A 25,752-nucleotide genomic window follows, 5' to 3' on the forward strand; every position below is an offset into this window, starting at 1 on the left:
ATGTTAGAAACCATGCGACGTCACGGCATCACATTAGCTATTTTTGCCGCCATTACTACCGGGTTGACAGCTATCGTGAATTCACTCACCAAAAGTACTATTGCAGAACAGGCCGCACTACAGCACAAATCGCTGCTTGATCAGGTTATTCCGCCGGCTCTGTACGACAACGATATACAAAACGAATGCTATCTAGTCAACGCCAATGCTCTGGGCAATAACTTGCCTCATCGTCTCTATCTAGCGCGTAAAAACGGTCAACCCGTGGCGGCAGCGCTAGAAAGTACAGCACCGGATGGTTATTCCGGCGCTATTCAATTACTGATTGGTGCCGATTTCTCAGGAAAAGTGCTTGGCGTACGGGTTACAGAACATCATGAAACCCCAGGACTGGGGGATAAAATTGAAACCCGAATTTCAGACTGGATTAATGTCTTCTCAGGGAAAACCATCACATCTAATCATGACCGACACTGGGCGGTGAAAAAAGATGGCGGTGAGTTTGATCAATTTACCGGCGCCACTATTACCCCGCGCGCCGTGGTAAACTCCGTCAAGCGGACCGCGCTTTATTTACAGACCCTACCTGAACATCTCTCTTCTCTAGAATCCTGTGGAGAAAAATCATGAGTGAAACCAAAAACCTATTTATCCAAGGGCTATGGAAAAATAACTCCGCTTTAGTACAACTGCTAGGATTGTGCCCACTGTTAGCCGTCTCTTCCACTGCGACCAACGCGCTTGGCTTGGGGCTGGCGACGACACTGGTTCTAGTCTGTACCAACATTGCGGTTTCCAGCCTGCGTCGTTGGGTACCCAACGAGATCCGTATTCCAATTTATGTTATGATCATCGCTTCGGTTGTTAGTACCGTCCAAATGTTGATTAACGCTTACGCTTTTGGCCTGTATGAATCACTAGGGATTTTCATTCCGCTGATTGTGACTAACTGCATTGTTATTGGTCGCGCTGAAGCCTATGCCGCGAAAAATCCGATCGTACCTTCAGCTATTGATGGCTTAGCAATGGGATTAGGAGCAACTTGTGCGCTGTTTGTTCTCGGTGCTATTAGAGAAATTCTCGGCAATGGAACCCTATTTGATGGCGCTGATTTACTTTTGGGTAATTGGGCTAAGGTATTACGAATAGAAATCGTTCATATGGATTCCCCTTTCCTGTTAGCGATCTTACCTCCTGGCGCTTTTATCGGTTTGGGGTTAATGCTGGCAGCAAAATATCTTATTGACGAAAAAATGAAAACCAGAGCAATAAAAGAAAAAAGCAGTACAATAACAATGTCGCAAGAATCGGAGAGTTCTATTTGATATGAACAAACAGAAACGTATCGAAATTTTAACGCGCTTACGGGACAACAACCCAAAGCCAACAACTGAATTAGTTTTCACAACACCATTTGAGTTACTTATTTCAGTATTGCTTTCAGCGCAAGCGACAGATGTGAGTGTTAATAAAGCCACAGCAAAACTCTATCCCGTGGCAAATACCCCTCAGGCAATTCTGAATCTGGGTGTCGATGGGTTGAAAGAGTATATAAAAACAATCGGTCTCTATAACACCAAAGCGGAAAACACAATTAAAACCTGCCGAATATTGCTAGAAAAACATGCTGGCGTAGTTCCCGAAGATCGCGCCGCGTTGGAAGCACTGCCGGGTGTTGGCCGCAAGACAGCCAATGTGGTGTTAAACACCGCTTTCGGTTGGCCGACTATTGCGGTCGATACCCATATTTTTCGCGTTTGTAACCGTACTCAATTCGCACCCGGTAAAAATGTCGATGAAGTCGAAAATAAATTACTGCAAGTCGTTCCGGCCGAATTTAAAGTTGATTGTCATCATTGGCTTATTTTACATGGTCGTTATACCTGCATAGCTCGTAAACCTCGTTGTGGCTCCTGTATTATTGAAGATCTATGTGAATTTAAAGAAAAAATTTACCCTGAGTAACTATTGTAATTTTCATTGCAATTTCCATACTGTCTTGCGCTATTTTGCAGATGTCGCTTGCTCGACACCGCCAATTCGCGTAAAACTGTTATTCCAAAAACTATCTGATAATAACCCTCTAACTTTCTCCGCGGATATTATGTTTCAAAACAACCCGCTGCTTGCACAGCTAAAACAGCAACTTCATTCCCAAACACTTCGAGTAGAAGGTTTGGTCAAAGGTACCGAAAAAGGATTCGGATTCTTAGAAGTCGATGGGCAAAAAAGCTATTTCATTCCTCCCCCACACATGAAAAAAGTTATGCATGGCGATCGAGTAACTGCCGCTATTCATACTGACAAAGAAAGAGAGATCGCCGAACCAGAAACATTGGTCGAACCATTTCTAAATCGCTTCGTTGGCCGTATCCAGAAAAAAGAAAACGATAACCGTTTATGGATCGTTCCTGATCACCCACTGTTAAAAGATGCTATCCCTTGCCGGCCGGCCAATCAGGTCGCACATCCATTTCAGCATGGTGATTGGGCCGTCGCTGAAATGCGCCATCATCCACTGAAAGGCAGTCGTGGGTTTCATGCGGAAATTACCGGCTATATTACCGAGGGCAGCGATCACTACGCCCCTTGGTGGGTAACGTTAACTCGCCATAATCTGGAACGTGATGCTCCCACCATGACCGCCGATTGTCAGATGAACGATGGCGATCTTGAGCGCATTGACTTAACGTCGCTGGATTTTGTCACTATCGACAGTGCAACCACGGAAGACATGGACGATGCTTTGCATATCGTTAAACAAGATGATGGCAGCCTGAAACTCAGTATCGCCATCGCTGATCCAACCGCTTATATCGCGGCTAACAGCGAACTGGATCAAATCGCCCATCAACGTGCTTTCACTAACTACTTGCCGGGTTTTAACATTCCCATGTTGCCGCGCGACCTGTCAGAAAATTTATGCTCTCTGCGCCCTAACGCCCGCCGCCCGGCGTTGGTTTGTCAGGTTTCCATTCTGGAAAATGGTCAACTGGGTGATGATATTGCGTTCTTCTCTACCTGGGTTGAATCAAAAGCTAAACTGGTTTACGACGAAGTTTCCGACTGGCTGGAAGAAACAGGAACCTGGAAACCTTCTTCTGAGGCAATTGGAACTCAAATCAATCTCCTGAAAGAAATGAGTGATCGCCGTAACCAATGGCGCCACCAAAACGCGCTTATTTTCAAAGATCGTCCTGATTATCGTTTCATTCTCGATGATAATGGTTATGTACTGGATATCGTGGTAGAACAACGTCGTACAGCCAACCGTATTGTTGAAGAAGCGATGATCACTTCCAACCTGTGCGCCGCAAAAATCCTGCGCGATAGATTAGGTTTTGGTATTTACAATGTCCATATGGGTTTTGAGCCGCTGCAAATTGAACAAGTGGTTGAATTACTGAAAGAAAATGGTATCGAGGCCAACACAGAAGAGTTGTTGACCTTAAACGGCTTCTGCAAATTACGCCGTGAATTGGATAAACAACCAACACAATTCCTTGATAGTCGCATTCGTCGTTTCCAGACTTTCGCAGAAATTAAACCTGAACCCGGCCCTCATTTTGGTCTCGGTTTTGAGGCTTACGCCACCTGGACATCACCGATCCGTAAATACAGCGATATGATTAACCACCGTTTACTGAAAGCGATTATTCAAAAAACGGAGGTAGAACAGCCCTCAGAAGAAACCTGTTTGCAACTGGCTGAACGTCGCAGATTGAATCGTATGGCCGAACGTGATGTGGGGGATTGGCTGTATGCCCGCTTCCTTTATCCCCATGCAGGAACAGAACAACGCTTTACCGCAGAAATCATTGATATTACCCGTGGCGGTTTACGTGTTCGCCTGGTGGATAACGGCGCGGTAGCCTTTATACCCGCGCCATTCCTGCATGCGGTACGCGATGAATTGCAATGTAGCCAAGAGACCGGCACCGTGATTATCAAAGGTGAAACCGCTTACCAATTAAACGACATTATTGACGTTCGTATTGAAGAAGTCAGAATGGAAACTCGTAATATTGTCGCTCGCCCTGTTGCCTGACATCTCTTATAAAACACTTTCTGAATCAAACTACAGCGATTAAGCTGTAGTTTGTATTTAAAAAATCAGCTATCAGAAGCCAGAAATCACATCATATTCTGCTCTTCACGGGGCGTCACTATATTGAACCAGAATGGGAAACTGTCCAACAAACCGATAAATTCATCAAACTTGGCTCGGTCTCCCGTAATCTTCACATTTTGTTTTTGCACCTCACTGTCAAATTTATTTCCCCCCAACTGAATCTTATCCAGAATAGCTTTCGTCAACATCAAGGTAACATCGGCCTGTACCGCCTGCTTCTCAGTATAATTCAGCACACCATTTTCTACCGTCAACGTGTAATACTTATTGAGATCAGTGAAATTAACATTCATCACTAACTTCTTACCGGCAGCCTGCGGACCGTTTAACCGTATCGCCAAATAATCAAATAACATTTCAGGCGACATAGCACGAATAGTATCCGGACTGGCAATATTCAAACTACCGGATTTTGGCACACCACGGCGCAGCTCCACAGCGCCCTGCAAATAAGCCGACCGCCAGGAATTTGACTCAGATTGATAACCTAACTGCTCATAGGCTTTAGCTAACAATTTTTTTCCTGCCACACTATCAGGATTAGCAAAAACAACATGCTTAAGCACTTGTGCCACCCAACGATATTCCCCTTTATTAAAATCAGCTTGGGCACGTTTTATTACCGCTGCCTCGCCCCCCATATATTCCACATATTTAATCGCAGCAGGTTGAGGCGGCAGGTTATTTAGATCAGAAGGATTCCCGCTGTACCACCCCATATAGAACTGATAAACCGCGCGGGCATTATGACGCAACGCGCCATGATAACCACGGTTCGGAAAATAACTCGCCAGCTCTGATGGCAAGTTTATCATCTCGGATATCTCCTCACCGGTGTAACCTTTATTCATCAGATTCACGGTTTGGTCGTGAATATATTTGTATAAATCCCGTTGCTTTTTAAAATAATCCACCACTCGCTCTTTACCCCACATCGGCCAGTTATGGCTCTGAAACTTCACTTCAACCTGATCGCCGTACAAATCGATGGTTTGATTAATATATTTTGACCAAGCCAAAGCATTACGCACTTGGGCTCCACGCAGCGATAAAATATTGTGCATAGAATTAGTCGTATTTTCTGCCATCCACATCGCCTTCCATTGTGGAAACCAAGTATTCATCTCTGAAGGCGCTTCCGTGCCCGGCGTTATCTGGAACACCATCTCAACACCATCAACCGTCACTTTCTCACCGGTTACTTTGATAGTCCGTGTTGGTGGGATCAATGTTACCGTTCCAGTCGGTGTTGTCGCACTCAAGCCAGAATTCACACTGCCTTGAGGGTTACGGGGTAATAAGGTACCAAACATATAAACAACCCGACGACCCATCGCATTACCCGCAATCACATTCTCGCTGGTAGCATGCTCCATAAAACCTTCCGGCGCCAGGATCTGAACTTTACCTGCCTTAACATCATCCTCATTAACAATGCCGCGCACCCCACCGTAATGGTCAACATGAGAATGGCTATAAACCACCCCCACCACTGGCTTTTTACCTAAATTTTCGCTGACTAAATCATAGGCTGCTTTTGCTGTTTCCACAGACGTAGCCGGATCTAAAACAACCCACCCGGTATTTCCCTCAACAAAAGTAATATTAGATATGTCATAACCGCGCACTTGATAAATATGATCGCTCACCTTATAGAGTCCATATTCCATATTCAGTTGCGCGTTACGCCATAAGCTGGGGTTAACGGTATCTGGAGACGGTGTTTTATCAGTAATAAACTTACGGTAACTATCGAGATCTAATATAACTTTACCTTTATCATCACGAATAATCAGAGAATCCGGTCTGGCGATAAGACCTCGTTTCGCATCATCAAAATCAGATTTATCATTGAATGGCAAAGTTGATGCCATTTCGGCATTAATTTGTTTAGTAATTTCCGTAGCAGGAAGGGAAAGTTTATCGTGACTCAATGATGAAGGACTAAGAATGGCAAACGATACTGCGGTTGAAATGGTTAATAAGCATTTGTAATTCATAAGATAATATTCCTTTAGACAGATTAGTTAGGTTTAAAACCAGAAATAACTTTATCCATAAAATCCAAACGATATGAATCATAGCCTGTTAATAATAGATAGGAATATGGAAATAAGTAAAGGAAACAAATCCAAGTTATCCCTATTAGAATCACAACAAAAAATGTTTGTTATTATAGGAAAACCATAAATAACAACATTACCCCCCTCCTTTATTATTAAAATAAAATGACCTGATATATTAAACCTGAAAAAAGAATTATACGTAACCTTCTGTTAATAAATCGCTTTACTGAAACCTCACATCTTTTTTATATCAAAATTTATAACACACCATTTATTCATCCTTTTATAGAAAAATATAACCATGTGATTATAAAGTAATTTACATATTTATGATTTTATTGATTGATAATTTTAAATATTAATAATTGATATTTGAAATTAACGTAGGTTGACTATAATCCAACGTGATCATCCATGTGATCTCAAATTCACCGAATAACGTTTCTATATAAAAAGTAACCAAGGTAAATCAGGTTAGTGCGGTAGCCATTGTCTATAGCTCAGTACTAATTAAAACAAAGCGATAATCGCGCTTAACATGTAATACACATGAAAAATAAAGGAAATAATTATGACCATAAATGCGGAACAAATTGCTGTTGACTATCCAATACCGACTTATCGATTTGTTGTCTCCGTTGGTGATGAACAAATCCCTTTCAACAGCGTTTCGGGACTGGATATTACTTATGATGTCATTGAGTATAAAGATGGCGCCGGTAATTACTATAAAATGCCGGGCCAACGCCAATTGATCAATATTACGCTGCGTAAAGGAGTATTTCCTGGGGATACCAAACTTTTTGACTGGCTTAATTCTATTCAGCTTAATCAAGTTGAGAAAAAAGACGTTTCAATTAGCCTGACCAATGAAGCCGGTACCGAAATTTTAATGAGCTGGAGCGTAGCAAATGCATTCCCAACTTCATTAACCTCCCCCTCTTTTGATGCCACCAGCAATGATATTGCGGTCCAAGAGATAAAACTTACCGCAGATCGGGTAACCATTCAGGCTGCCTAAAGTATCACGATAACTGATATATCAGACGGGAAAAAATGATGCTCAAAATTGGCATAACCGCCACCCGTCCAACTAAATTCATCATCCTACAATTCACATATACCCTATAATATCGCCCAATAATTGGAGGCAATACATGCCAACACTAACAACTTATCCCGGCGTTTATATTGAAGAAGACGCCTCGCTGTCACTTTCTGTTCGTTCCAGTGCAACAGCAGTACCTGTTTTTGCTGTCAAAAATGACAATTCATTAATATCAGCTAATACCTATATTCGTATTAATAGTTGGCTGGAGTATTTAACAAAGAAAGAAGGAGCATTTGATCCTGCCGACAAACTTGATATTTCACTACGTGCCTATTTTATTAATGGCGGTGGATATGGCTACCTTGTCAAAACAGAAGATTTAGAACAACAAGTTCCAAAGCTTGACGATGTAACATTACTGGTTGCTGCCGGAGAAGATCTCAAAACTGCCGTGAGCACACTTTGTAAATCGGGCAAAGGATTATTTGCCATTCTGGATGGTCCAGCCGAAGAATTAACTTCTGGTGACAAATCCCAAGATAAGTATGACTCAACCCCTTTTGCCGCAGCTTATTACCCCTATTTAACAGCAGATTGGACTACCAAAGATATTCCTCCAAGCGCTGCCATTGCCGGTATCTATTGTTCTGTTGATCGTACCCGCGGTGTCTGGAAAGCACCTGCAAATGTCATACTGCAAGGCGGAATGAAACCAAAGTTTAAAGTCACTGACAACTTGCAAGGTACCTATAACACCGGAAAAGCCATCAATATGATTCGTGAATTTCCAAATACCGGTGTCACCGTTTGGGGAGCTCGCACACTTGAGGACAAAGATAACTGGCGTTATATCCCGGTTCGCCGCCTGTTTAACAGCGCGGAGCGGGATATTAAAAATGCCATGAGTTTCGCAGTATTTGAACCCAACAGCCAACCAACCTGGAAGCGGGTACAAACAGCCATCGACAACTACCTCTATCAACTTTGGCAACAAGGAGCACTCGCGGGAAATAAACCGCAAGAAGCTTACTTTGTGCAAATCGGCAAAGGTATCACCATGACCGACGAGGATATCAAACAAGGCAAAATGATTGTCAAAGTCGGTATGGCGGCGGTTCGTCCGGCTGAATTTATTATCCTTCAATTCTCGCAACATGTAGCACAGTAACCGTACTGAGACGCGGTTTAACACCGCGTCCATTCAGTCATTGAGGAGATGATAATGACAACAGAGACAAAACAGCCGGGCGTCATGATAACGGAAAGCCGTATATCTCTGCCACCAAACAATGAATTTATCGGTGTCCCCGTTTTTATTGGTTATACCGAAAAAAGCTCAAGTAATAAAACCGCCATTAAACTAAACAGCCTGACTGACTTTACCCAACATTTTGGTAAATCAGGATTAACCTATTATTCAGTGCGCCACTTCTTTGAAAACAGTGGTCGGCAAGCTTATGTCCTATCACTGGGCCATGATAAATCGCTAAATGATTTTCAATTATTGATTACCGCCCTACAACAGGACTGGGTTAAACAAGCCATTTCCACAGAGAACGAAATTACATTGATTGTTGTACCTGATATTGCTCGTTTTAGTGATACCAACACTCCAAAAGACCTTTGGCTACAATCTTGGCAATCAATACTTGAACTTTGCAAAAGCCGACGCGGCATCATGGGATTACTGGATGCTCCTGACGATCCAACATTAGCTGCTAATTGTCTGGCTGATTTTTCTTCAAGTGATCGACAATGGGGCGCCGTATACTGGCCAAGGCTGATAAGCGCCTACCAGGAGAAAGATAAACATATCGTACTTTCACCTACCGCTGCGGTCGCCGCTGTTATACAACGCAATGACAACCAAAAAGGCGTATGGACAGCCCCTGCCAATGTCGCTTTAACCAAGGTGATCAGCCCGGTACGCTCTTACATTGAAGCAGGCGCCCTCCTTAACCTTAATCAAGAAGGCACTTCGTTGAATCTGGTTCGCAGTTTCCCCGGCAAAGGCATTAAAATCTGGGGATGCCGCACACTGGACAACACGCCGGGTTCCCCTTGGCGTTATATCCAAATTCGCCGACTGGTTTCCTATATCGAAACCCACATGACCCAACTTGGTCGAGCCTTTGTCTTTGAACCCAATAACGCCATTACCTGGATGAAATTTAAAGGACAGGCCCACAACTGGCTACGTCAGTTATGGTTACAAGGTGGATTGCGCGGCACTCAGGAAGATCAAGCATTTGAGGTGTTACTGGGTGTTCATGAATCAATGAGTGAAGCCGATATCCTGGCCGGAAAGATGATCATGAAAATCAGGCTGGCCCTGTTAATTCCGGCGGAATTTATTGAGCTGAGTCTGACATTTGATATCCGTAACAATACTGTATCTAGCTAATCTCAACAGGGGAAAAACATGTACAACTTATACACCCCGTCAGTATCACACCGTTTTATCGCCAGTTTTCTATTTAACAACATTCCCAGCCCACTTGATATCGCCTTTCAGCGCATATCGGGCCTGAGTCGAGAACTGCAAACCACTCAACACAGCCAAGGCGGGGAAAACGCCAGAAATGTCTGGCTAACCGAAAAGATCCAACATGGCAGTCTGGTATTGGAGCGTGGAGTCATGACCATCACCCCACTCACCTTAATATTTGATCGCGTGCTGCGCGGTGAGAAAGCGGTGTATGCCGATGTCGTCATCATGCTGCTGAACGAAAACACGTTACCTGTAGCAAGCTGGACCGTCAGTAACGCGCTACCGGTTCGTTGGTCCACCAGCGACTTTGATGCTAATAGCAACACCGTGTTGGTGAGCGCACTAGAACTACGTTATCAGGATATGCGCTGGTTAGGAGTAAAAGCATGACTGTAGAAATTAAGGAACTGATTATTCAGGCTAAAGTCACCGATCCGACGAATGATCAACTCGGTTCACGAACATTAGCCCAAGAAAAGCTGGATAACGCCCGTTTGGTTGAGATGGTGAAACGGGAAGTATTAGAGGCATTACGTGAAACAGGAGGCGATTATGAGTTTAATTGAACGCGGTTTATCCAGACTCACCTTAACAGCCTTCAAAGATCGGGAAGGCAAAATTTCCGTGGGTAGCTTACAAGCCATGTACAACCCCGATACCATTCAGCTTGATTACCAAACCCGCTACCAACAGGATGAAAGTGTCAATCGCGCCAGCCAAAGCAGCCGCTATGTGTTATCCCAACCTGCCGGATTATCCTTAGTCCTGCTATTTGATGCATCGATGCCCGGCAATAGCACACCAATAGAAACCCAGCTTGCGACCTTAAAATCCCTGTGTGCGGTTGACGCCAGCACCAAAGTACCCCACTTCCTTAAAATCAAATGGGGAAAAATGCGCTGGGAAAATAAAGGCTATTTTGCCTGCCGGGCCAGCGGCCTTGCCATCAACTACACCCTGTTTGACCGGGACGCCACCCCTTTACGGGCCAGTGCGACCTTATCTTTAGTGGCAGATGAAAGCTTAGTGATTCAGGACACCGAGCGGCAGTTAAAATCGCCGCCGGCCACTGCGGTTAGCGTCACAGACATGCTCTCCTTACCCTTAATTGCTTTAGGCGCCGGCGCTTCTCTGGCAGGCGGTATCGATTATCTCTCTCTGGCCTGGCAAAACGATCTGGATAATCTTGATGACTTTACCCCCGGGCAAACCTTACAAGCACGGAGGGATACATGAAAATACCCACAGTAATCATCAAGATAGGTGGTAAGACACTCAACCAATTTACCGTAATCAGCCTGACAACCCACCATCACATCAACGGCATCCCTTCGGCCAACATCACTCTAGGCATAGCCGGTGATGCCAGCCATATTTTTGACGCCAAGACGCAGGCTGAATTGACAAGCTGTCGCCCGAATCATGAAGTTATCGTGCAGATGCAAAAAACCGTGTTATTTAAGGGTGTTATCGTGCGACAAACACTGGGGCTTAAAGGTCAAGACAGCATCATTACCCTGACAGCAAAACATCACCTGCAAAAATTAACCCATAGCTTTCACTCGCAGCTATTTAATAAACAGAGTGATGAGGCGATTATCAAAAAACTCTTTAATCAGAATGGCATCCAAACGACGATCAAACAGGCGCCGCAACTCAAAACCGTTCATGAACAAATGGTGCAATTCCGTTGCAATGACTGGGCATTCCTAAAAAGCCGATTGACTGCCACTAATACCTGGCTGCTGCCCGGCAATGAGTCAGTTACCTTGATAACACCTAAAGCGCTGAATAAGTCAACTGTGCATACCCTTCATCGGCATGCCAGCGATCAAAATATTGTGCTATTTGAAGCGGATCTCCAGTGGAATAACCAACACAACCCTAAAACCGTCAGTGTACGTGCCTGGGATGTGACTCAACAAAAGCTTTCTCAGGCAATCAATACCCAAAACAGCAAGCTTGGCAGCAACAAGCTGGCCGTGGACAGCATCGCTGCGCTAGCTGATAAAGAGTGGCAATGGGCTTACAGCTATCCATTGGATAATGAACAAGCCAAACATCTTGCTCAAGGCATTATGGATAACTTACGCAGTCATAATATATCCGGTAGCTTTGAAATCGAAGGTAATCATCATTACCAACCGGGGGACGTTTTAGCGTTAAACGGCTTTGGTCAGGGAATGGATGGCCAAGGGATTATCACCGGTGTAAATCAGATAATTAACCAGCGGCAAGGCTGGCGCACCCGATTAACCTTAGGCATGTTGCCGGATGTTGACCCTCCGGTGCCACAGGTAAAAGAGTTACATATCGGTATCGTGGAAAAATATCAGCAAGACAGCCAATCGCTAGGCCGTATCCCGGTCAGAATACCGGCATTAAACTTAATCCAAGGCGTACTCTTTGCCCGTTTAGGTAAACCTTATGCCAGTCATGAAAGTGGGTTCTGCTTTTATCCAGAACCGGGAGATGAAGTTATTATCGGCTTCTTTGAATGTGACCCCCGTTTTCCGGTGATATTAGGTTCCATGCATAATCCTAAAAATAAATCGCCGGTAGAACCCAGTGAAAAAAATCAAATGAAAACCTTAGTGATCAAACGAGGAGATAAACAACAGGCATTAATCTTCGATAATAAAGAAAACACCGTGGCACTTAATAGCGGAGAAAATAAAGTCTCTCTGCAACAGGATAAAGATATTACGCTCAATTCATCTAAAAATCTCATCACTCAGGCCCACGAAATTAACATACAAGCAGAAAAATCTCTATCAGCTACAGGAAAATCCGGGGTGGATATTAAGGGCGCGAAAATTAACTTAACACAGTAATGAGGTATTGAAATGACAAACTCAATATTAGCCGATATTTATGGTCGCGGCTGGAAATTTCCACCACAGTTTTCTCTTGAAACAGGCGTAGCAATGGCCGAAGGCGCAGAAAATGTTCGTCAAAGTATGAAAATCCTTTTTCTAACTGAACCCGGTGAACGGATTATGCGTGAAGATTACGGCTGCGGTCTGAATGATTATATGTTTGAAAATATCAGTGATGAATTGTTATCGGAGATTCAAACCCGTATTGAAGAGCGAGTTCTACGCTATGAACCTCGTGCTGAAATCACCGATATTCAGGTAACTCAGAAAACAGGATCACCTAATACTCTACATATTCAAGTGACCTATGCCCTAAGAGGCAGTGAAATTAGTCAACAGCTTGAAGGCATTCTTGAAGTCAATGAAGGTCGGGCAAAGGTGAGCCTATGAGTAAGCAATTGATCATCGATGGCGATAGTTTGTTATTCGAACCCTTATTCGGCAACCGGCAAGTCACCATTTTGGGACCGGCAATTATCAGAGGCAGCGGACACGCTCAAATCCAAGGTAAAAAGATCGCTATTGTGGGTGATGAAAAAAAGGTACAACTTCAAGCGCAATATATTACCCCCAGCCACCCAACACTCGGTATGGGTATAGTCACCATTGCGCAATTGGATATCAGCCAACAAGTCAACTTTTGCCGCAGTAACGCCACGGTAATTGTTGTCGGGCAGCAATTTACCGCCCGTTTTACCCCGACACAACCGGCAATTAACCCGTCAGGCGTACCGGATATAACAACCCCCAGTATGGGAAAAGGCCGTTTTATTCCCAGTCAATATATCGTTAACGCCGGATAAATAACGATATTATTCTGTAAAAATATATCAGAAATATATTCAAATAACAGGTGGTATAATATGGGACTCACCGAATTAAAAGATAAACTTTCCGCTATCGTACCAGAGACAGAATTTAAACTTGATGAAAGAAGTACGCTGGATATGTTAAACTGGCTACAAGAATATTCTAAGAAAATACCTTTCGGTCAAGAGAAAGAAAAATTCTGGGATAGCTTCTATTTTATTCAGAAAAATAATCCTGATAAATTAGCAGAAATTTACCAAAACGTTAATAAAGCAGATGGACATTTACCGGCACATCAAGCTTTTGTATTGGCTTTTTTAAAACTGTTAGAAACAACCAAAATTTTATTTAATACCTTCCCGGTACGACATCGTGATCTTTATTATCGGGAATTATTAGGATTGAAACCGAGAAATGCACAAGCGGATAGCGTTGCTTTAGGCATTACCTTAAACACAGATAATGCAGAATATCTTATCCCTAAAGGAACCCTGTTTGATGCCGGGCAGGATAGCGCTGGGAATCCGTTACAATATGCATCAGATGCTGATTTATTAGCGAACCAAGGAAAACTAACCGACCTGCGTTGGTATCGGAAAGATAACGATGGCTGGAAATCGGCAATACTACTAAACCACTCAGATAATATTAAATTGCCTGAAAACGGTATTAAGCTTTTTAGCCCAACTAACAATGATTCCCCTGTAATTCTGTCCGGCTACTTGATTATCTGCTCCTTATTTGACATATCTGAGAAAAAACTTAATATTACATTGGCTCTAGAAGATAGTTGGAACGGTAATCCTACTGATATAACAGCAAAGATTCGCTCAGAAAATAAATGGACTTCTCTATCAGTAAGAAAAGAGGCTAATAATCTTAAACTTCTCGTATCAGACGATATTAATCCTATCGATCAACCCATTACTCTAAATAATATGACATTTAAGGTACCGACATTAAATATAAGCGTTACTAATGGATCTACTCTACCCAACATTACAGGTATTACAATAAACAGCACAGAGGCTAAAATCGAGCAATACTCCATTTATCCCATGACGAATTCTATCTGGAGCGTTCAAAAGTCAGAAACACAACAACTATTAACCAATGACACATTTTATTTAGGTTTTACCGGTGTATTACCGGGGCAAACTTTATCCCTGTACTGGCAGTTAGACGGCTTTGAAGAGTTCTCCATATCTTGGTTTTATCTTAATAAAGACAATACATGGCAGCTATTAACCCAACTGGTTAACGACCAAACCCGCAACCTGTTTAATCGCGGAACTTTGAAAACTTTATTACCACAAAACGCTTTCAATCAAACCTCTCTAATGCCAACAAATAAATACTGGCTAAAAGCTGAGATGATACCAAAGGTATCTGGTGGAAAAACACTTAATTATCCGAGAATTAACGGTCTGTTATATAACGCTATAACCGCTACTCTAATTAACGTAGAAACCATTGAGGCGGATCACTTGTTAAATGGACTAACCGCCAACAATATTAAACAGCCGGTGAATTCATCCGTTGCAATCAGTGAAGTAGCTCAACCTTGGACATCTTGGAATGGTCGTCCAAAAGAAGACGAGCAAACCTTCCTAAAACGAGTTCCCTCCCGGCTGTCCCATCGTAACCGAGCATTAAATTGGGGTGATATTGTCACCTTACTAAAAGAGCGGTTTGTCAGTATATTTGATGTCAAATACCCTTCTACCAGTGAATTAACCAAAATACCAGCGCCAGAAAAGCGCCAATTAATCGTCATCCCTAATAATCGCTATAAAGATAATGATGATTCACTCCGCCCAGAATTAAACCAAGCTCGATTAACTGAAATGGTCGAATGGATAGATCAATTAAGCAGCCCTTGGGCAACTATTGAAATTCAGAATCCCACATACGTTGATGTCCCGATTAGCTATGAATTGGTATTTGCTTCAGGAGTTAATCCCGATTATGGCCGCCATCAATTACAACAGGAACTGAGTCGAATCTACATGCCGTGGGGAGAAAATATTGCTATTGGCGTAACACCAGGTAATCGCATTGACTATTACCAGTTATTAGCCACGATTCAACAATCACCCTATGTTGAACGGGTCACTAACTTGACTTTACAAAAAGACAGTCTATCCACAGATGCTGTAGGTAAAAGTATAGAAGCCGACGATGATGAAGTATTGATTTTAGTCTGGTAATAATCCCCCCTAAACGAAGGAGTTAACAAATGAATAATCGAGATAGACTATTTCCCATTATTAAAGACGATATTGCCTTTGATACCTTACTTACTCAGGCAAAAACCGTTATTGAGCAACAATCCGGCCAATGTTGGAACGATATGGGGGAAAATGATCCAGGCATCACCTTATTAGAAGCTTGTTGTTATGGTGCATCGGATTTAGCTTACCGCCATTCATTACCACTGAAAGATCTTCTTACTCCTAAACAAGAAGAACGGACGCCAGGCGATGGTATTTTCCCTAAAGAGTTTGGCCCTCAACAAATATTGACCTGTGGCCCTATCACCGAAGAAGATTATCGTCGGGCTTTATTAGATTTGCATAGCAACGACAAAATCGATGGTTATTTTTTCTTTAATGATGTACAACTTATTCGTGAACCTAAAAATCAACGCTATACATACTGGTATAACAAGCAAAAACGTCAATATAGTTTCATTGAAAATCAATCCAGTTCCACTGAAGATCCATTCTATTCCATTGCAGACCAACATAGTGATACACAACAGTTAAAGTTGACACTAAGGGGAAACTATTGGCTTTATCTGCTACCTAGCCGGGAAACTCAGGCTAATAATACACTCGCTCAGACAAAACTAAAAACTTTCCTAAAAGATAACCGCAATTTAGGAGAGTCCGTCAGTAAAATTATTTGGCTAGAACCTGTCGATCTATCCTTGAAGATTGATATTCAACTTGATGATGACGTCAAAGATATCGCTGATATATTCGCTAAAGTTTATAAAACGGCGGAACAAATGGTGCTTGAAAAACCACAGCGTTATACCACCCAAGCTATGAAAGAAATGGGTTACAATAATGAAGAAATTTTTAATGGGCCTTATTTACATCATGGTTGGCTTCCTCAATTACCTTCAATCAAAAATTACACTGAATCTAGAAAATTAAATCTAAGCCCCTTAGTTAACCAATTACTGGATATCAAGGGAATCAAGAACATTACCCAGTTAACGTTAGATAAACATGATGAAAAAATTTCCAAGCTACTAGATGATAATTGGTCTTGGGAAATCGCCCAAGGGTACTACCCCAGATTATGGGGCGATGATCCCTTGAAATTGATTACCTCACCAGACAGTCCGCTCACTATTACCGCCAAAGGTGGGGTTAAAGTTAAGGTTTCCAAACAAGATATAAAAAATAAGATTATTCCAGAGCCATTGACTGATATACAACCTGAATTGATGAATTGGGGTAAACATCGTAAGGTTCTAGATTACTATCCAGTAAGCAATAAATTACCTGCCTGCTATGGATTACAAACGAATACCCAACAACAAATACAACTACATCAGTTTATATTGCCTTTTGAACAAATGCTAGCTAACAACTGTGCTGAGCTCTCTTTATTACCAAAACTATTAGCTTTTAAACAACGAGGAAATACTGTATATGGTACTCAATGGCCTTTTAAAGAAAATAGTGTGGGTCAAAATGTTCATAAAAGCATAAAATCTAATTTAATTAATGAGGCAAATAACGAAGCTAAAATTGATAATAATGATGAAAACTATGCTAAAGAGTTAGTCATTCTAGATTATCTGTTGCGATATTTTGGAGTACAACGTGCAACTCCTCCCCTACCACCAAGCTCACAGCTATCAGACTCAAAAGAATCTCAGCAAGATTTTCTATCTACCCAGCGTGAATATCTTGCTCAACAATCTAACCTAGCCTATCAACGTAATAATATTCGAATTGATAAGGTATCAGCCCTTCAGAAACGTATTGCTGCCCGGCTTGGCCTGGGAGGAGAGTGTTTCAGTGAAACGCCGGAACTGGATAAACTTCCCTTTTATCTGATTGAGCATCGTCAACTCTTGCCGGTAAAACCTGATGAAAAATTTAATGAAAAACAAACCCCTAATAATCTAGAAATTCAAGATAATGAAGTAAAGATCACTCATAATGGTATAGCAAACCAGATAAAACAAGATCAGTTGATTAACCTCTCTTTTAGCGAAAGAGATGAATATGAAAATACCAAAACATTCACATTGCAGAACCAAATGATTACTCAGGTAACCGGAGATACATTTACCCTTAACATCAATAACAGCAGTGATCTGGAAAATAATAAAGACAAAATAAAAACGGCATTTGAGCAAGGAAACCTACTCTGGCAGAACAGTCCAATATGGATGAAAGATATGGACTATCAACTAGTTTATGCCAATAAACTACATAAAGACAATGAAAGATGGATCACCATCAATGACGAAAGTTATTTCCCTGCTATGATAGAAAAAAATGACGAAATCACACTGAAAATAAATCCTGATTACAAGCTTAATACATATATAGAGAAGTTTGATCATGATAAAAAACAGATATTACTCAAAAGAGAATCAGGCTCAAAAAATTATTTTCCATTAAAGGAAGCAGTATCACTCTATTACTGGAGCCATAATGATTACTTAAACAGAAAAAACGAGCTGATTTACGCCGGTGATACACCGTCAAATAACGAAGAAGATGAACGTTGGATTGCCCTTAATGATGAAGATGACTTCGAAAGTATATTTAATCACACCATATCAACAATTAATTTTAGTTATAAATGCAACATGAAAATAAAAGAATTTAATTATGGCAGCAAAAAAATATTAATCAAAAAAGATCCAGATTCAAAAAGTAATTTTCCTAATAAAGACGAAGCATCAATGTACTCATGGCATACCGATAAGACTTCCATTGACAATGAATTGATTTATTCCAGTGACATTCCCTTAAATACTGGAGAAGATGAACGATGGATTACTGTAAGTGACGCATACAATTTCCAATTAATATTTGAACGCAACAGTAAAGAAATTATATTGGAGTTAATTTCCAATTATAAACCTAATGCATACATAGAAAAATTTGATTATGATAAAAAACAGATATTGCTTAAAATAAACCCATATTCTAAAAGCAATTTCCCACAAAATGAAATGGCATCTCTATATTCCTGGCATATAGTATATCCATACGGAGAAATAGATAGAGAAAATGAATTAGTTTATACCAGTGACATTCCCTCAAATACTGGAGAAGATGAACGCTGGATTTCAGTTAGTGATGAAGACTACTTCAATAAAGTATTTAATGAGGGCAAAATATATAGAAAAGTCATATTAAAAACAAATACTGATTACACATTTAATTCGTACATCAAGGAATTTGATCCTATTGAAAAACAAATATTACTTGGAAAAAAATCAACCACAACAAATGATTTCCCAATAAAGGAAATAGCATCACTCTGTTACTGGCATTTCTCCGGCGAAAGATATGCTAAAGCTGATCATTTTTCATTTATGGTCAGTGTCGTGTTGAATCGCGAGCTAATTGGAAGTCGAGAAGTCGATCTTGACAAACTGGAATCCTGGGTGAAAGCCGAGATTTTGGCCGAATTACCCGCTCATATCTCACTTGTTATTCACTGGCTATCACCAGAACATTTCGAAAAATTTGCCAGTATTTATAAACATTGGCAAAACAGCGGTGCTCCCTTAGGGGATCAAGCATATAAGATTTTAGAAACATTAACATTAGGAAAACAACCTGCTACTTCAATAGATACGATTACTGATTACACTATAGATGCACAATAATAACCGCCCCAAATCAGCTTGTTAAGGTAATTAGCGATAAATAAAATGAACAGATAATAAAAGAACATCAGATATTATAAAGCCAAAAATAAATTTGTTAATTATATAAGGAAATATAAATATGGTCTCTGAGCCAAATCTATTAAATCGGGTAATCATTACTATTGAAGCCAATAGTACACAGGTAGCTAAAAAAGTATTACATGGCTCCCTGCTTAATCAATCCAGTATAAATAAGTTAATCAATTCCTATTTTAATCAATATATCATTAATCAAAATATCTATTTAGAAGTACTCACCCTGAACCTTGGAGAAATAAGATTAGATGATTTTAATTCATTGTTTCCTATTCTACTTAATGATAAATTTAATCAAGCATTAAACCAATATCAGGTAAATAATCAGACTGGTATTGAGAAATTTATTCATTACTTACATCAAAAAGATTCCACATCAAACCCAATGGAAAAAATGAAGAAGAATAAAATTATTGATATCGATATTAAACAATTAATCAACCAATTACCCCAGATACAAAAAAATTGGACGTTCTTATTAGCAAAAAGCTGTTTATCTGAGCACAGTCTGCAAAACATTCTGGCTATCAGAGAACCTGCTTTATTAACTGCCATTAATCGAAAATTATCGGAGAACACAGTCACACCGCAACATCAGGAGGAACCAGTTTCCTCCTGGCAACTGATATTAAATGCTCTGAAATATATACAACAACATAATATACAGGAAATACCTGAACCCGATGCGAAAATTATCTCACGTATCACGGCTGAATTTAATAACGGAGCAATTAATATAGCATCTATTATCACATTATTTCGCCAGACTGCAACCTATAATTCTCCATTAAATAATTGGTTGAAACAACTCTGGCAAACAGCACCTATTTCCCAATATTGTAAAAAGTATCTATCGGTTGAAGAGTACCAATATTTGTCAGAATATTTTATTCCCAAACACGGGGATAAAAATAAATCTGGTAAAAAATCATCCGTGGGCTCTGAACCAGTTTTATCACCTGAACATTCTCCTCCGCGTCAGGTAAACAATGCTGGAATATTAATTTTATGGCCGATATTACCTGCGCTGTTTAATCAACTTGGTCTACTTGAAAAGCAGAAATTTATCCATCGTCAAGCTCAATTCTGCGCGGTTGATCTCCTTGATTATCTCATTTGGGGAACTGAAAAAGCACCGATAGAACGTAAAGGATTAAACTCTATTTTATGTGGGCTAATGACTGATGAAAATATCAAATCAATGCCCATTGAACCAGATAAACAATTAATAATAGATCAATGGTTGGACACAGTTATCGCCCAACTTCCTGCATGGAAGAAACTAAGCCGTAATGACGCCCGTCAGTTATTTTTACAACGACCGGGTGAATTACAAATAGATGAACAAGAAATCAATATCACGGTACAACATCAACCGTTTGATGCACTATTATCTGACTGGCCCTGGCCATTAAATATCGCCAAACTACCCTGGCTGGATCGCTCTTTATTAATCAACTGGCAAACTATTTAAAGGATTTATATGAACTTCCCTCTGACAAATAACCACTGTATGGCAACGGAATTATATGGAATTTATCCTCATCTGGAACGTATTGATCTGCTATTACAACGCTACTATTACCAAAAAGGAGATTGGTACGATTCCTTACCGGAGAGCTTTTTACTTACCGAAGAGGAAATAGAACAACGTTTGATAAAACCATTAGGCATGCCTCATTGGTTAAAACAGAGTGATATTATTAGTCATGAGGAAATAGAAAATAAATCTATTACTGGCATATTATCATTGTTGATTGAGCGTTTTGAACTGACTGAATTTGAACGTGATATCTTACTCTTAGGTTTATTACCCCATTTTGACAGTCGTTATCATGCTCTATTTGCTTTTCTGCACGGTAACAGTAAAAAACAGTGGCCCAGTTTTTCTTTAGCAATTGAATTATTTAGCCAACGCCAAAGTGATTGGCAATTACTGCAAAGTAGCTTTCTGCCTCAGACACCATTAATCAATCATCATCTGTTACAATTGAATAATGACGAGGACCCCATTTGGCTGCAAACGCAATTTCTAACACACAGTTCCGTCTGGCATTTTTTATCCGGCCAACGGGTTATTTTACCTCCCCTGATAACCTGTGCTTATTGGCATTCTTCCGTCTTACAGACTTGGTATCCGCAAACCCTTTATCATTCACTTAAAAAGATATTGTTAAATGAAATAGATGAAATACGCCCACTGGTGATCCTCAAAGGAAAACAAGACAGCGCCAGAGAATTAGCGGTAAATAATATTATGGCGCTTCATAACATCAGTACCTTAATTCTCGATTTAACCCATCTACCGGACGAAGAGAATATCAACACTAAACCTGGCCTGTTAACAGACGTAATACGGGAAGCCCGGCTACACGATGCCTGCTTATTAATCCGTAATTTTTCTTTGCTTGCAGGGGAAAAGAAAATATATCAAAGCGAATTATCCACCCTACTAAATCAACCCCAATTACGTGTAGTTTGTCTGGTAGAACCGGGAGATTCATTCGTATGGATTCAACACCTGCCAATGGTACAAATTGAGATGCCGATAGCCACGCCGGCAGAGAAAAAAGCGATGCTGATAGAAAATCTGCCGAATAATGCCGATCAAGGAATTGATCTTACTCAGTTATGTCAGCGCTTTTCATTTACTCCCGAAACATTACCTTTAATTATTAAAGAAGCCAGTCAATATCAAATATTCCGGCAACCGGAAAGCCAATTGAAAGAGATCGATTTACGTAAGGCATTAAATTTCCGCGCCCAACAAAATTTCGGTAAATTAGCCCAACGAATAACACCCAGACGCAGTTTTAATGATTTGGTGATTTCAGAGGAGTTAACTCAACAATTGAGAGAAATTATTGCCGCTATTAATTACCGTGACCAAATACTAAACGCTGGTTTCCAGGAGAAAATAGGTTATGGTACCGGCATTAGCGCCCTATTTTACGGTGAATCAGGTACCGGAAAAACGATGGCCGCAGAAGTGATTGCCGGGCATATTGGTGTTGATCTGATTAAAGTCGATCTCTCTACCGTAGTGAATAAATACATCGGTGAAACGGAAAAAAATATCTCCCGGATTTTCGATCTGGCCGAAACGGATTCCGGCGTGCTGTTTTTCGATGAAGCCGATGCCCTGTTTGGCAAACGAAGTGAAACTAAAGATGCCCAAGACAGACATGCCAATATTGAAGTTTCATATTTATTACAACGACTGGAAAATTATCCGGGATTAGTGATTTTAGCCACCAATAATCGCAACCATTTAGACAGTGCTTTTAACCGCCGCTTTACCTTTATTACCCACTTTACTTATCCTGATGAAATATTACGTAAACAAATGTGGCAATCAATTTGGCCTGAAAAACTATATTTATCAGACGAACTTAATTTTAATCATTTGTCTAAACAGGCAGATCTGACGGGGGCGAATATTCGGAATATTGCTTTATTATCATCAATATTAGCAGCAAATGATAATAGTGAAAAAATTGAGAACAAACATATAGAACGGGCAGTTATCCTTGAATTAAATAAAACTGGCCGATTGTTTTTTTAAATATTTAATAAAATTGGAGTCGACATGACAAATATAATTGATCCTAATAATGCGATTATTGCAGTTAATGCTGCATTGCATGAAATCTTATCCCAACATCTAAAAACCTCTAACCAAATAATCGATATTCGTTTTGATCTACTGGAAATTAATTCAATTCCTGCTAAACCTACCGTTAGTGTGTTTCTTTATGATATACATGAAGACCTACAATTACGTTCTGCGGAACCAAGGAGTTATAATCCCAACACCAGCTCATTATTACCCGGATGGGTAAATATTAATTACAACTATTTAATTACTTACTGGCATTCAAGCCAACCATCAAGTGATGGTTCTAACCCCGATAGTCAACCCAATAATCAGTCTGCACGCATCATGACAGCTATTTTAAATGCATTGGTTAACAATCGACAATTACCAAAAATTCCTGGCACATATACCAGAGTCATTCCACCACAAGAAAATCTAAATAGCCTGGGTAATTTTTGGCAAGCGCTCGGCAATCTCCCTCGCCTTTCTTTATTGTATTCAATTACCGCACCAGTCAAGCTTCTGAATAATAAAGATAATATAAAACCCATTAGCCAAATTTCCGCTTCTGTGGAACAAAAATCAAATCTGGATAATTCGTAAATAAACCAAGCCTTATTTAGTGAATTGTGTGACGATTTAGGTGGTACAGAAGAAATTTAATTTTCATGTTTTCTATCAAGTATATCTTTTAATAAAAATTATAGGTAAAAATATCATGCCAAAACTGACAAATCTTATAGAACGCTTCGACATTCCTATTCAGGCCAAGTCAAATTATATAAGCAAAAAACAGCCACTCTCTAACTCAAAAGTTTCAAATAACAGTGAAGAAAGAACTGCTCCTCTCGAATTAAAGAATGATGACAATAGAACAAAAACACAGTCGCCAGTGCCAAATCTAGCGGAAAAAAATGAAAAACCAGCAATATCAAATACAGCAAAAAATTCACATAAAAAAGTTACAGCTGAAGATATTTTTAATCGATTTAAAGATAGATTCGATCCTAATGACAGAAAATTACCGTTTGATATAATGAATGAAATAACCGATAATAGAATAAACTTTTTCTCTGAAAAATCGGGGAAAAATTATTTAACTAAAGCAGAAGATAAGAAATTCACGTTGAGGCATTACACTTCTGGAAATGGACCTGAAAAACCTACATTCGATGAGATTAGTTCAAACTTTAATTTGGTAAATAGGGGAATAAAAACATTAAATCGCACTCAAGGAAGTAACACCAATGAAGATGATTGGAACCGTTTAGGAAATACGGCATTTACTTTCTTCTTATTAGCAATAGATGGAGAAGTATCCGATAGAAAGTTCTTATCTAATACAACTCATTTTGCAGAAATTAATCTAGAAGACCCAGAAGAACTTAAACAACTGGGGTTAGATCAAACTGAATTTTTCGCTTCTCCCGATTTACTCCACGAAAGAAATCTTTCACAAGCCCCTGCGGTAAAAGGGAAACTGTCTGATTTAAAATCATTATTATTAAAACAATCTGGCATAAGCCCAGTTCAATTAGGGCGGTTAGATGCAAAAGGGATTTTAAAAAGTATAGATAATAAGTTTAATGGCAGTCTCGAAATAAAAATACCAGGAAATATTAAAGTGAGAGAATGGAATAGATCTCAAAAATAGAGATATAATTATTAACATTTCTTTTATCATAAAATCATTAGGTGATAATATGCCAAAGAATAAATACAGTGAAAATGAAAACCATCTTATAAATAGAACCAAAGAACGGCCAACTAATTCCATTAATAATGATACAAACAGTATTCCATTAGAAATCGGGTTGGATTTATATACTATGACCAGGAACAGTTCTGTTGGTTCAAATAAAATTCAGGAATATACATTTTGGAAAGAAAATATTTCCGAATATTACCAATGGATGGTTGTGGTTAAAAATCACTTAAAACAATTAGACTGGACCTTAAAATCAATGGACTCGCCTGAATCTGCTGGAAGTAATATGGCTAAAAATATAGGAACGACTTCATTACAAACACTATTAAATACCGGGGGAAGTATAGCCGGCGGCGCTATTGGAGGAGCCATAGGAAGTGCTATAGCACCAGGTATCGGCACTATAGCAGGCATGGGTATTGGCGCATTAGTCGGAACAGGATTAAATTATATTAATGATACAGCGATTGAAAAATTAAATGAGAAATTAAAAATCGCGCATCCTTATCCTAAGACGAGAAATATGATATTTGATATCAATAATTACGATAAAAACCCTATTTTAAAAGCAATAAAGAAAAAGATCGGTAACAAAAAAAATCTAAAAGTCACCTCCGGTAATTTTATAACGTCACAAGTTATAGGGAAAATAACTCCAGTGAAAATCCCTGCCTATAAACTCGCAGAACTGGCTGTATCACATCATAAAGCATTAGAAGGACTGAACAGTGATAAAGCCAGACATATATTGGATTTCACCAACAGTATCCGTGAAGTTCTCAATGAAAGCCATTCTGATGCGGTCGCATTTATGCGTAAGAACTATGGAGATAATGAAATGAGCCTTCCTGGATTTTCCTCTAAAATAATGAGGAAAAAATTGACCTTAGATACAATGGTAAGAGCAAGAAATAAAATAGAGATTAGAATTAATAGTATTAATAAACAAGCATCAAAGCTTTCATCAAGTAATAGATGATGAATAATTAAATAAGAGCAATATAATAAACATAAAAGATCACCAATGTATAAATTATTTCTTCCTAAATTCAATTATCACCTCT

20 protein-coding genes and 1 pseudogene are annotated in these 25,752 nt (G+C 39.9%); 20 read left to right on the forward strand and 1 reads right to left on the reverse strand.

The genetic code is table 11. From position 1 onward, the window contains the following. The 4 genes from rsxG to Phpb_RS20520 all read left to right on the forward strand — a co-directional run bounded on the left by rsxG (nt 1) and on the right by Phpb_RS20520 (nt 4,048). A complete protein-coding gene (gene rsxG, locus Phpb_RS20505; RefSeq protein ID WP_065391972.1) occupies nt 1-630 on the forward strand; it encodes an electron transport complex subunit RsxG in 630 nt (209 codons plus the stop codon). Beyond that, entirely contained in the window at nt 627-1,325 is a 699-nt protein-coding gene (locus Phpb_RS20510) for an electron transport complex subunit E (RefSeq protein WP_046396527.1), read from the forward strand. The genes rsxG and Phpb_RS20510 overlap by 4 nt, the downstream gene beginning before the upstream one ends. Nucleotide 1,326: 1 nt before the next feature. Then, nucleotides 1,327-1,965, forward strand: coding sequence for an endonuclease III (nth, locus tag Phpb_RS20515; protein WP_065391973.1), 639 nt, complete (start codon nt 1,327-1,329; stop codon nt 1,963-1,965). Between the two features lie 139 nt (nt 1,966-2,104). Then, nucleotides 2,105-4,048, forward strand: coding sequence for an exoribonuclease II (locus Phpb_RS20520; protein WP_065392019.1), 1,944 nt, complete (start codon nt 2,105-2,107; stop codon nt 4,046-4,048). An 86-nt stretch (nt 4,049-4,134) separates the two neighbouring features. Here the strand turns inward: Phpb_RS20520 and Phpb_RS20525 are convergent, their stop codons facing one another. Continuing rightward, on the reverse strand, nt 4,135-6,132 hold the full coding sequence (locus Phpb_RS20525) for an alkyl/aryl-sulfatase (RefSeq protein ID WP_065391974.1): 1,998 nt from the start codon (nt 6,130-6,132) through the stop codon (nt 4,135-4,137). Between the two features lie 637 nt (nt 6,133-6,769). On the opposite strand from Phpb_RS20525, the gene Phpb_RS20530 reads away from it, so the two are divergent. The 16 genes and pseudogenes from Phpb_RS20530 (at nt 6,770) to Phpb_RS20605 (ending at nt 25,667) form a co-directional block, all read left to right on the forward strand. Continuing rightward, the gene (locus tag Phpb_RS20530; RefSeq protein WP_065391975.1) at nt 6,770-7,219 is read left to right on the forward strand and encodes a phage tail protein; all 450 of its coding nucleotides are present in this window, start codon (nt 6,770-6,772) and stop codon (nt 7,217-7,219) included. Nucleotides 7,220-7,355: 136 nt separating this feature from the next. Continuing rightward, nucleotides 7,356-8,417 (forward strand): phage tail sheath family protein, encoded by a 1,062-nt coding sequence (locus Phpb_RS20535; RefSeq protein WP_065391976.1) that lies wholly within the window; start codon nt 7,356-7,358, stop codon nt 8,415-8,417. A 54-nt stretch (nt 8,418-8,471) separates the two neighbouring features. Next, nucleotides 8,472-9,653: a phage tail sheath family protein gene (locus Phpb_RS20540; RefSeq protein ID WP_065391977.1), complete on the forward strand. Its 1,182-nt coding sequence runs from the start codon at nt 8,472-8,474 to the stop codon at nt 9,651-9,653. Nucleotides 9,654-9,671: 18 nt separating this feature from the next. Then, the gene (locus Phpb_RS20545; RefSeq protein ID WP_065391978.1) at nt 9,672-10,130 is read left to right on the forward strand and encodes a phage tail protein; all 459 of its coding nucleotides are present in this window, start codon (nt 9,672-9,674) and stop codon (nt 10,128-10,130) included. Further along, nucleotides 10,127-10,306: a DUF5908 family protein gene (locus Phpb_RS20550; protein ID WP_040148696.1), complete on the forward strand. Its 180-nt coding sequence runs from the start codon at nt 10,127-10,129 to the stop codon at nt 10,304-10,306. The genes Phpb_RS20545 and Phpb_RS20550 overlap by 4 nt, the downstream gene beginning before the upstream one ends. Next, on the forward strand, nt 10,293-10,976 hold the full coding sequence (locus Phpb_RS20555) for a CIS tube protein (protein ID WP_036805827.1): 684 nt from the start codon (nt 10,293-10,295) through the stop codon (nt 10,974-10,976). The genes Phpb_RS20550 and Phpb_RS20555 overlap by 14 nt, the downstream gene beginning before the upstream one ends. After that, nucleotides 10,973-12,574, forward strand: a complete 1,602-nt coding sequence (locus Phpb_RS20560) for a phage baseplate assembly protein V (protein WP_065391979.1) — start codon at nt 10,973-10,975, stop codon at nt 12,572-12,574. Before Phpb_RS20555 ends, Phpb_RS20560 begins: the two co-directional genes overlap by 4 nt. 12 nt (nt 12,575-12,586) lie before the next feature. After that, on the forward strand, nt 12,587-13,009 hold the full coding sequence (locus Phpb_RS20565) for a GPW/gp25 family protein (protein ID WP_065391980.1): 423 nt from the start codon (nt 12,587-12,589) through the stop codon (nt 13,007-13,009). Further along, nucleotides 13,006-13,422: a hypothetical protein gene (locus Phpb_RS20570; RefSeq protein ID WP_065391981.1), complete on the forward strand. Its 417-nt coding sequence runs from the start codon at nt 13,006-13,008 to the stop codon at nt 13,420-13,422. Before Phpb_RS20565 ends, Phpb_RS20570 begins: the two co-directional genes overlap by 4 nt. Nucleotides 13,423-13,482: 60 nt before the next feature. Next, on the forward strand, nt 13,483-15,639 hold the full coding sequence (locus tag Phpb_RS20575; RefSeq protein ID WP_065391982.1) for a hypothetical protein: 2,157 nt from the start codon (nt 13,483-13,485) through the stop codon (nt 15,637-15,639). A 29-nt stretch (nt 15,640-15,668) separates the two neighbouring features. Next, entirely contained in the window at nt 15,669-19,304 is a 3,636-nt protein-coding gene (locus Phpb_RS20580) for a hypothetical protein (RefSeq protein WP_065391983.1), read from the forward strand. A 121-nt stretch (nt 19,305-19,425) separates the two neighbouring features. Further along, complete coding sequence (locus tag Phpb_RS20585) at nt 19,426-20,856, forward strand: contractile injection system tape measure protein (RefSeq protein ID WP_065391984.1); 1,431 nt, start codon at nt 19,426-19,428, stop codon at nt 20,854-20,856. A gap of 9 nt (nt 20,857-20,865) precedes the next feature. Further along, nucleotides 20,866-22,947 carry an ATP-binding protein gene (locus Phpb_RS20590; RefSeq protein WP_065391985.1) on the forward strand — a complete coding sequence of 694 codons (2,082 nt, stop codon included), beginning with the start codon at nt 20,866-20,868 and terminating at the stop codon, nt 22,945-22,947. A gap of 24 nt (nt 22,948-22,971) precedes the next feature. Further along, nucleotides 22,972-23,580, forward strand: a pseudogene (locus Phpb_RS20595) (Pvc16 family protein); the annotation flags it as partial. A gap of 118 nt (nt 23,581-23,698) precedes the next feature. Then, a complete protein-coding gene (locus tag Phpb_RS20600) occupies nt 23,699-24,634 on the forward strand; it encodes a hypothetical protein (RefSeq protein ID WP_065391986.1) in 936 nt (311 codons plus the stop codon). A gap of 49 nt (nt 24,635-24,683) precedes the next feature. Then, nucleotides 24,684-25,667 (forward strand): hypothetical protein, encoded by a 984-nt coding sequence (locus Phpb_RS20605; RefSeq protein ID WP_065391987.1) that lies wholly within the window; start codon nt 24,684-24,686, stop codon nt 25,665-25,667. Nucleotides 25,668-25,752 lie beyond the last annotated feature (85 nt).

Source organism: Photorhabdus namnaonensis, assembly GCF_001684335.1.
Classification (GTDB): domain Bacteria; phylum Pseudomonadota; class Gammaproteobacteria; order Enterobacterales; family Enterobacteriaceae; genus Photorhabdus; species Photorhabdus namnaonensis.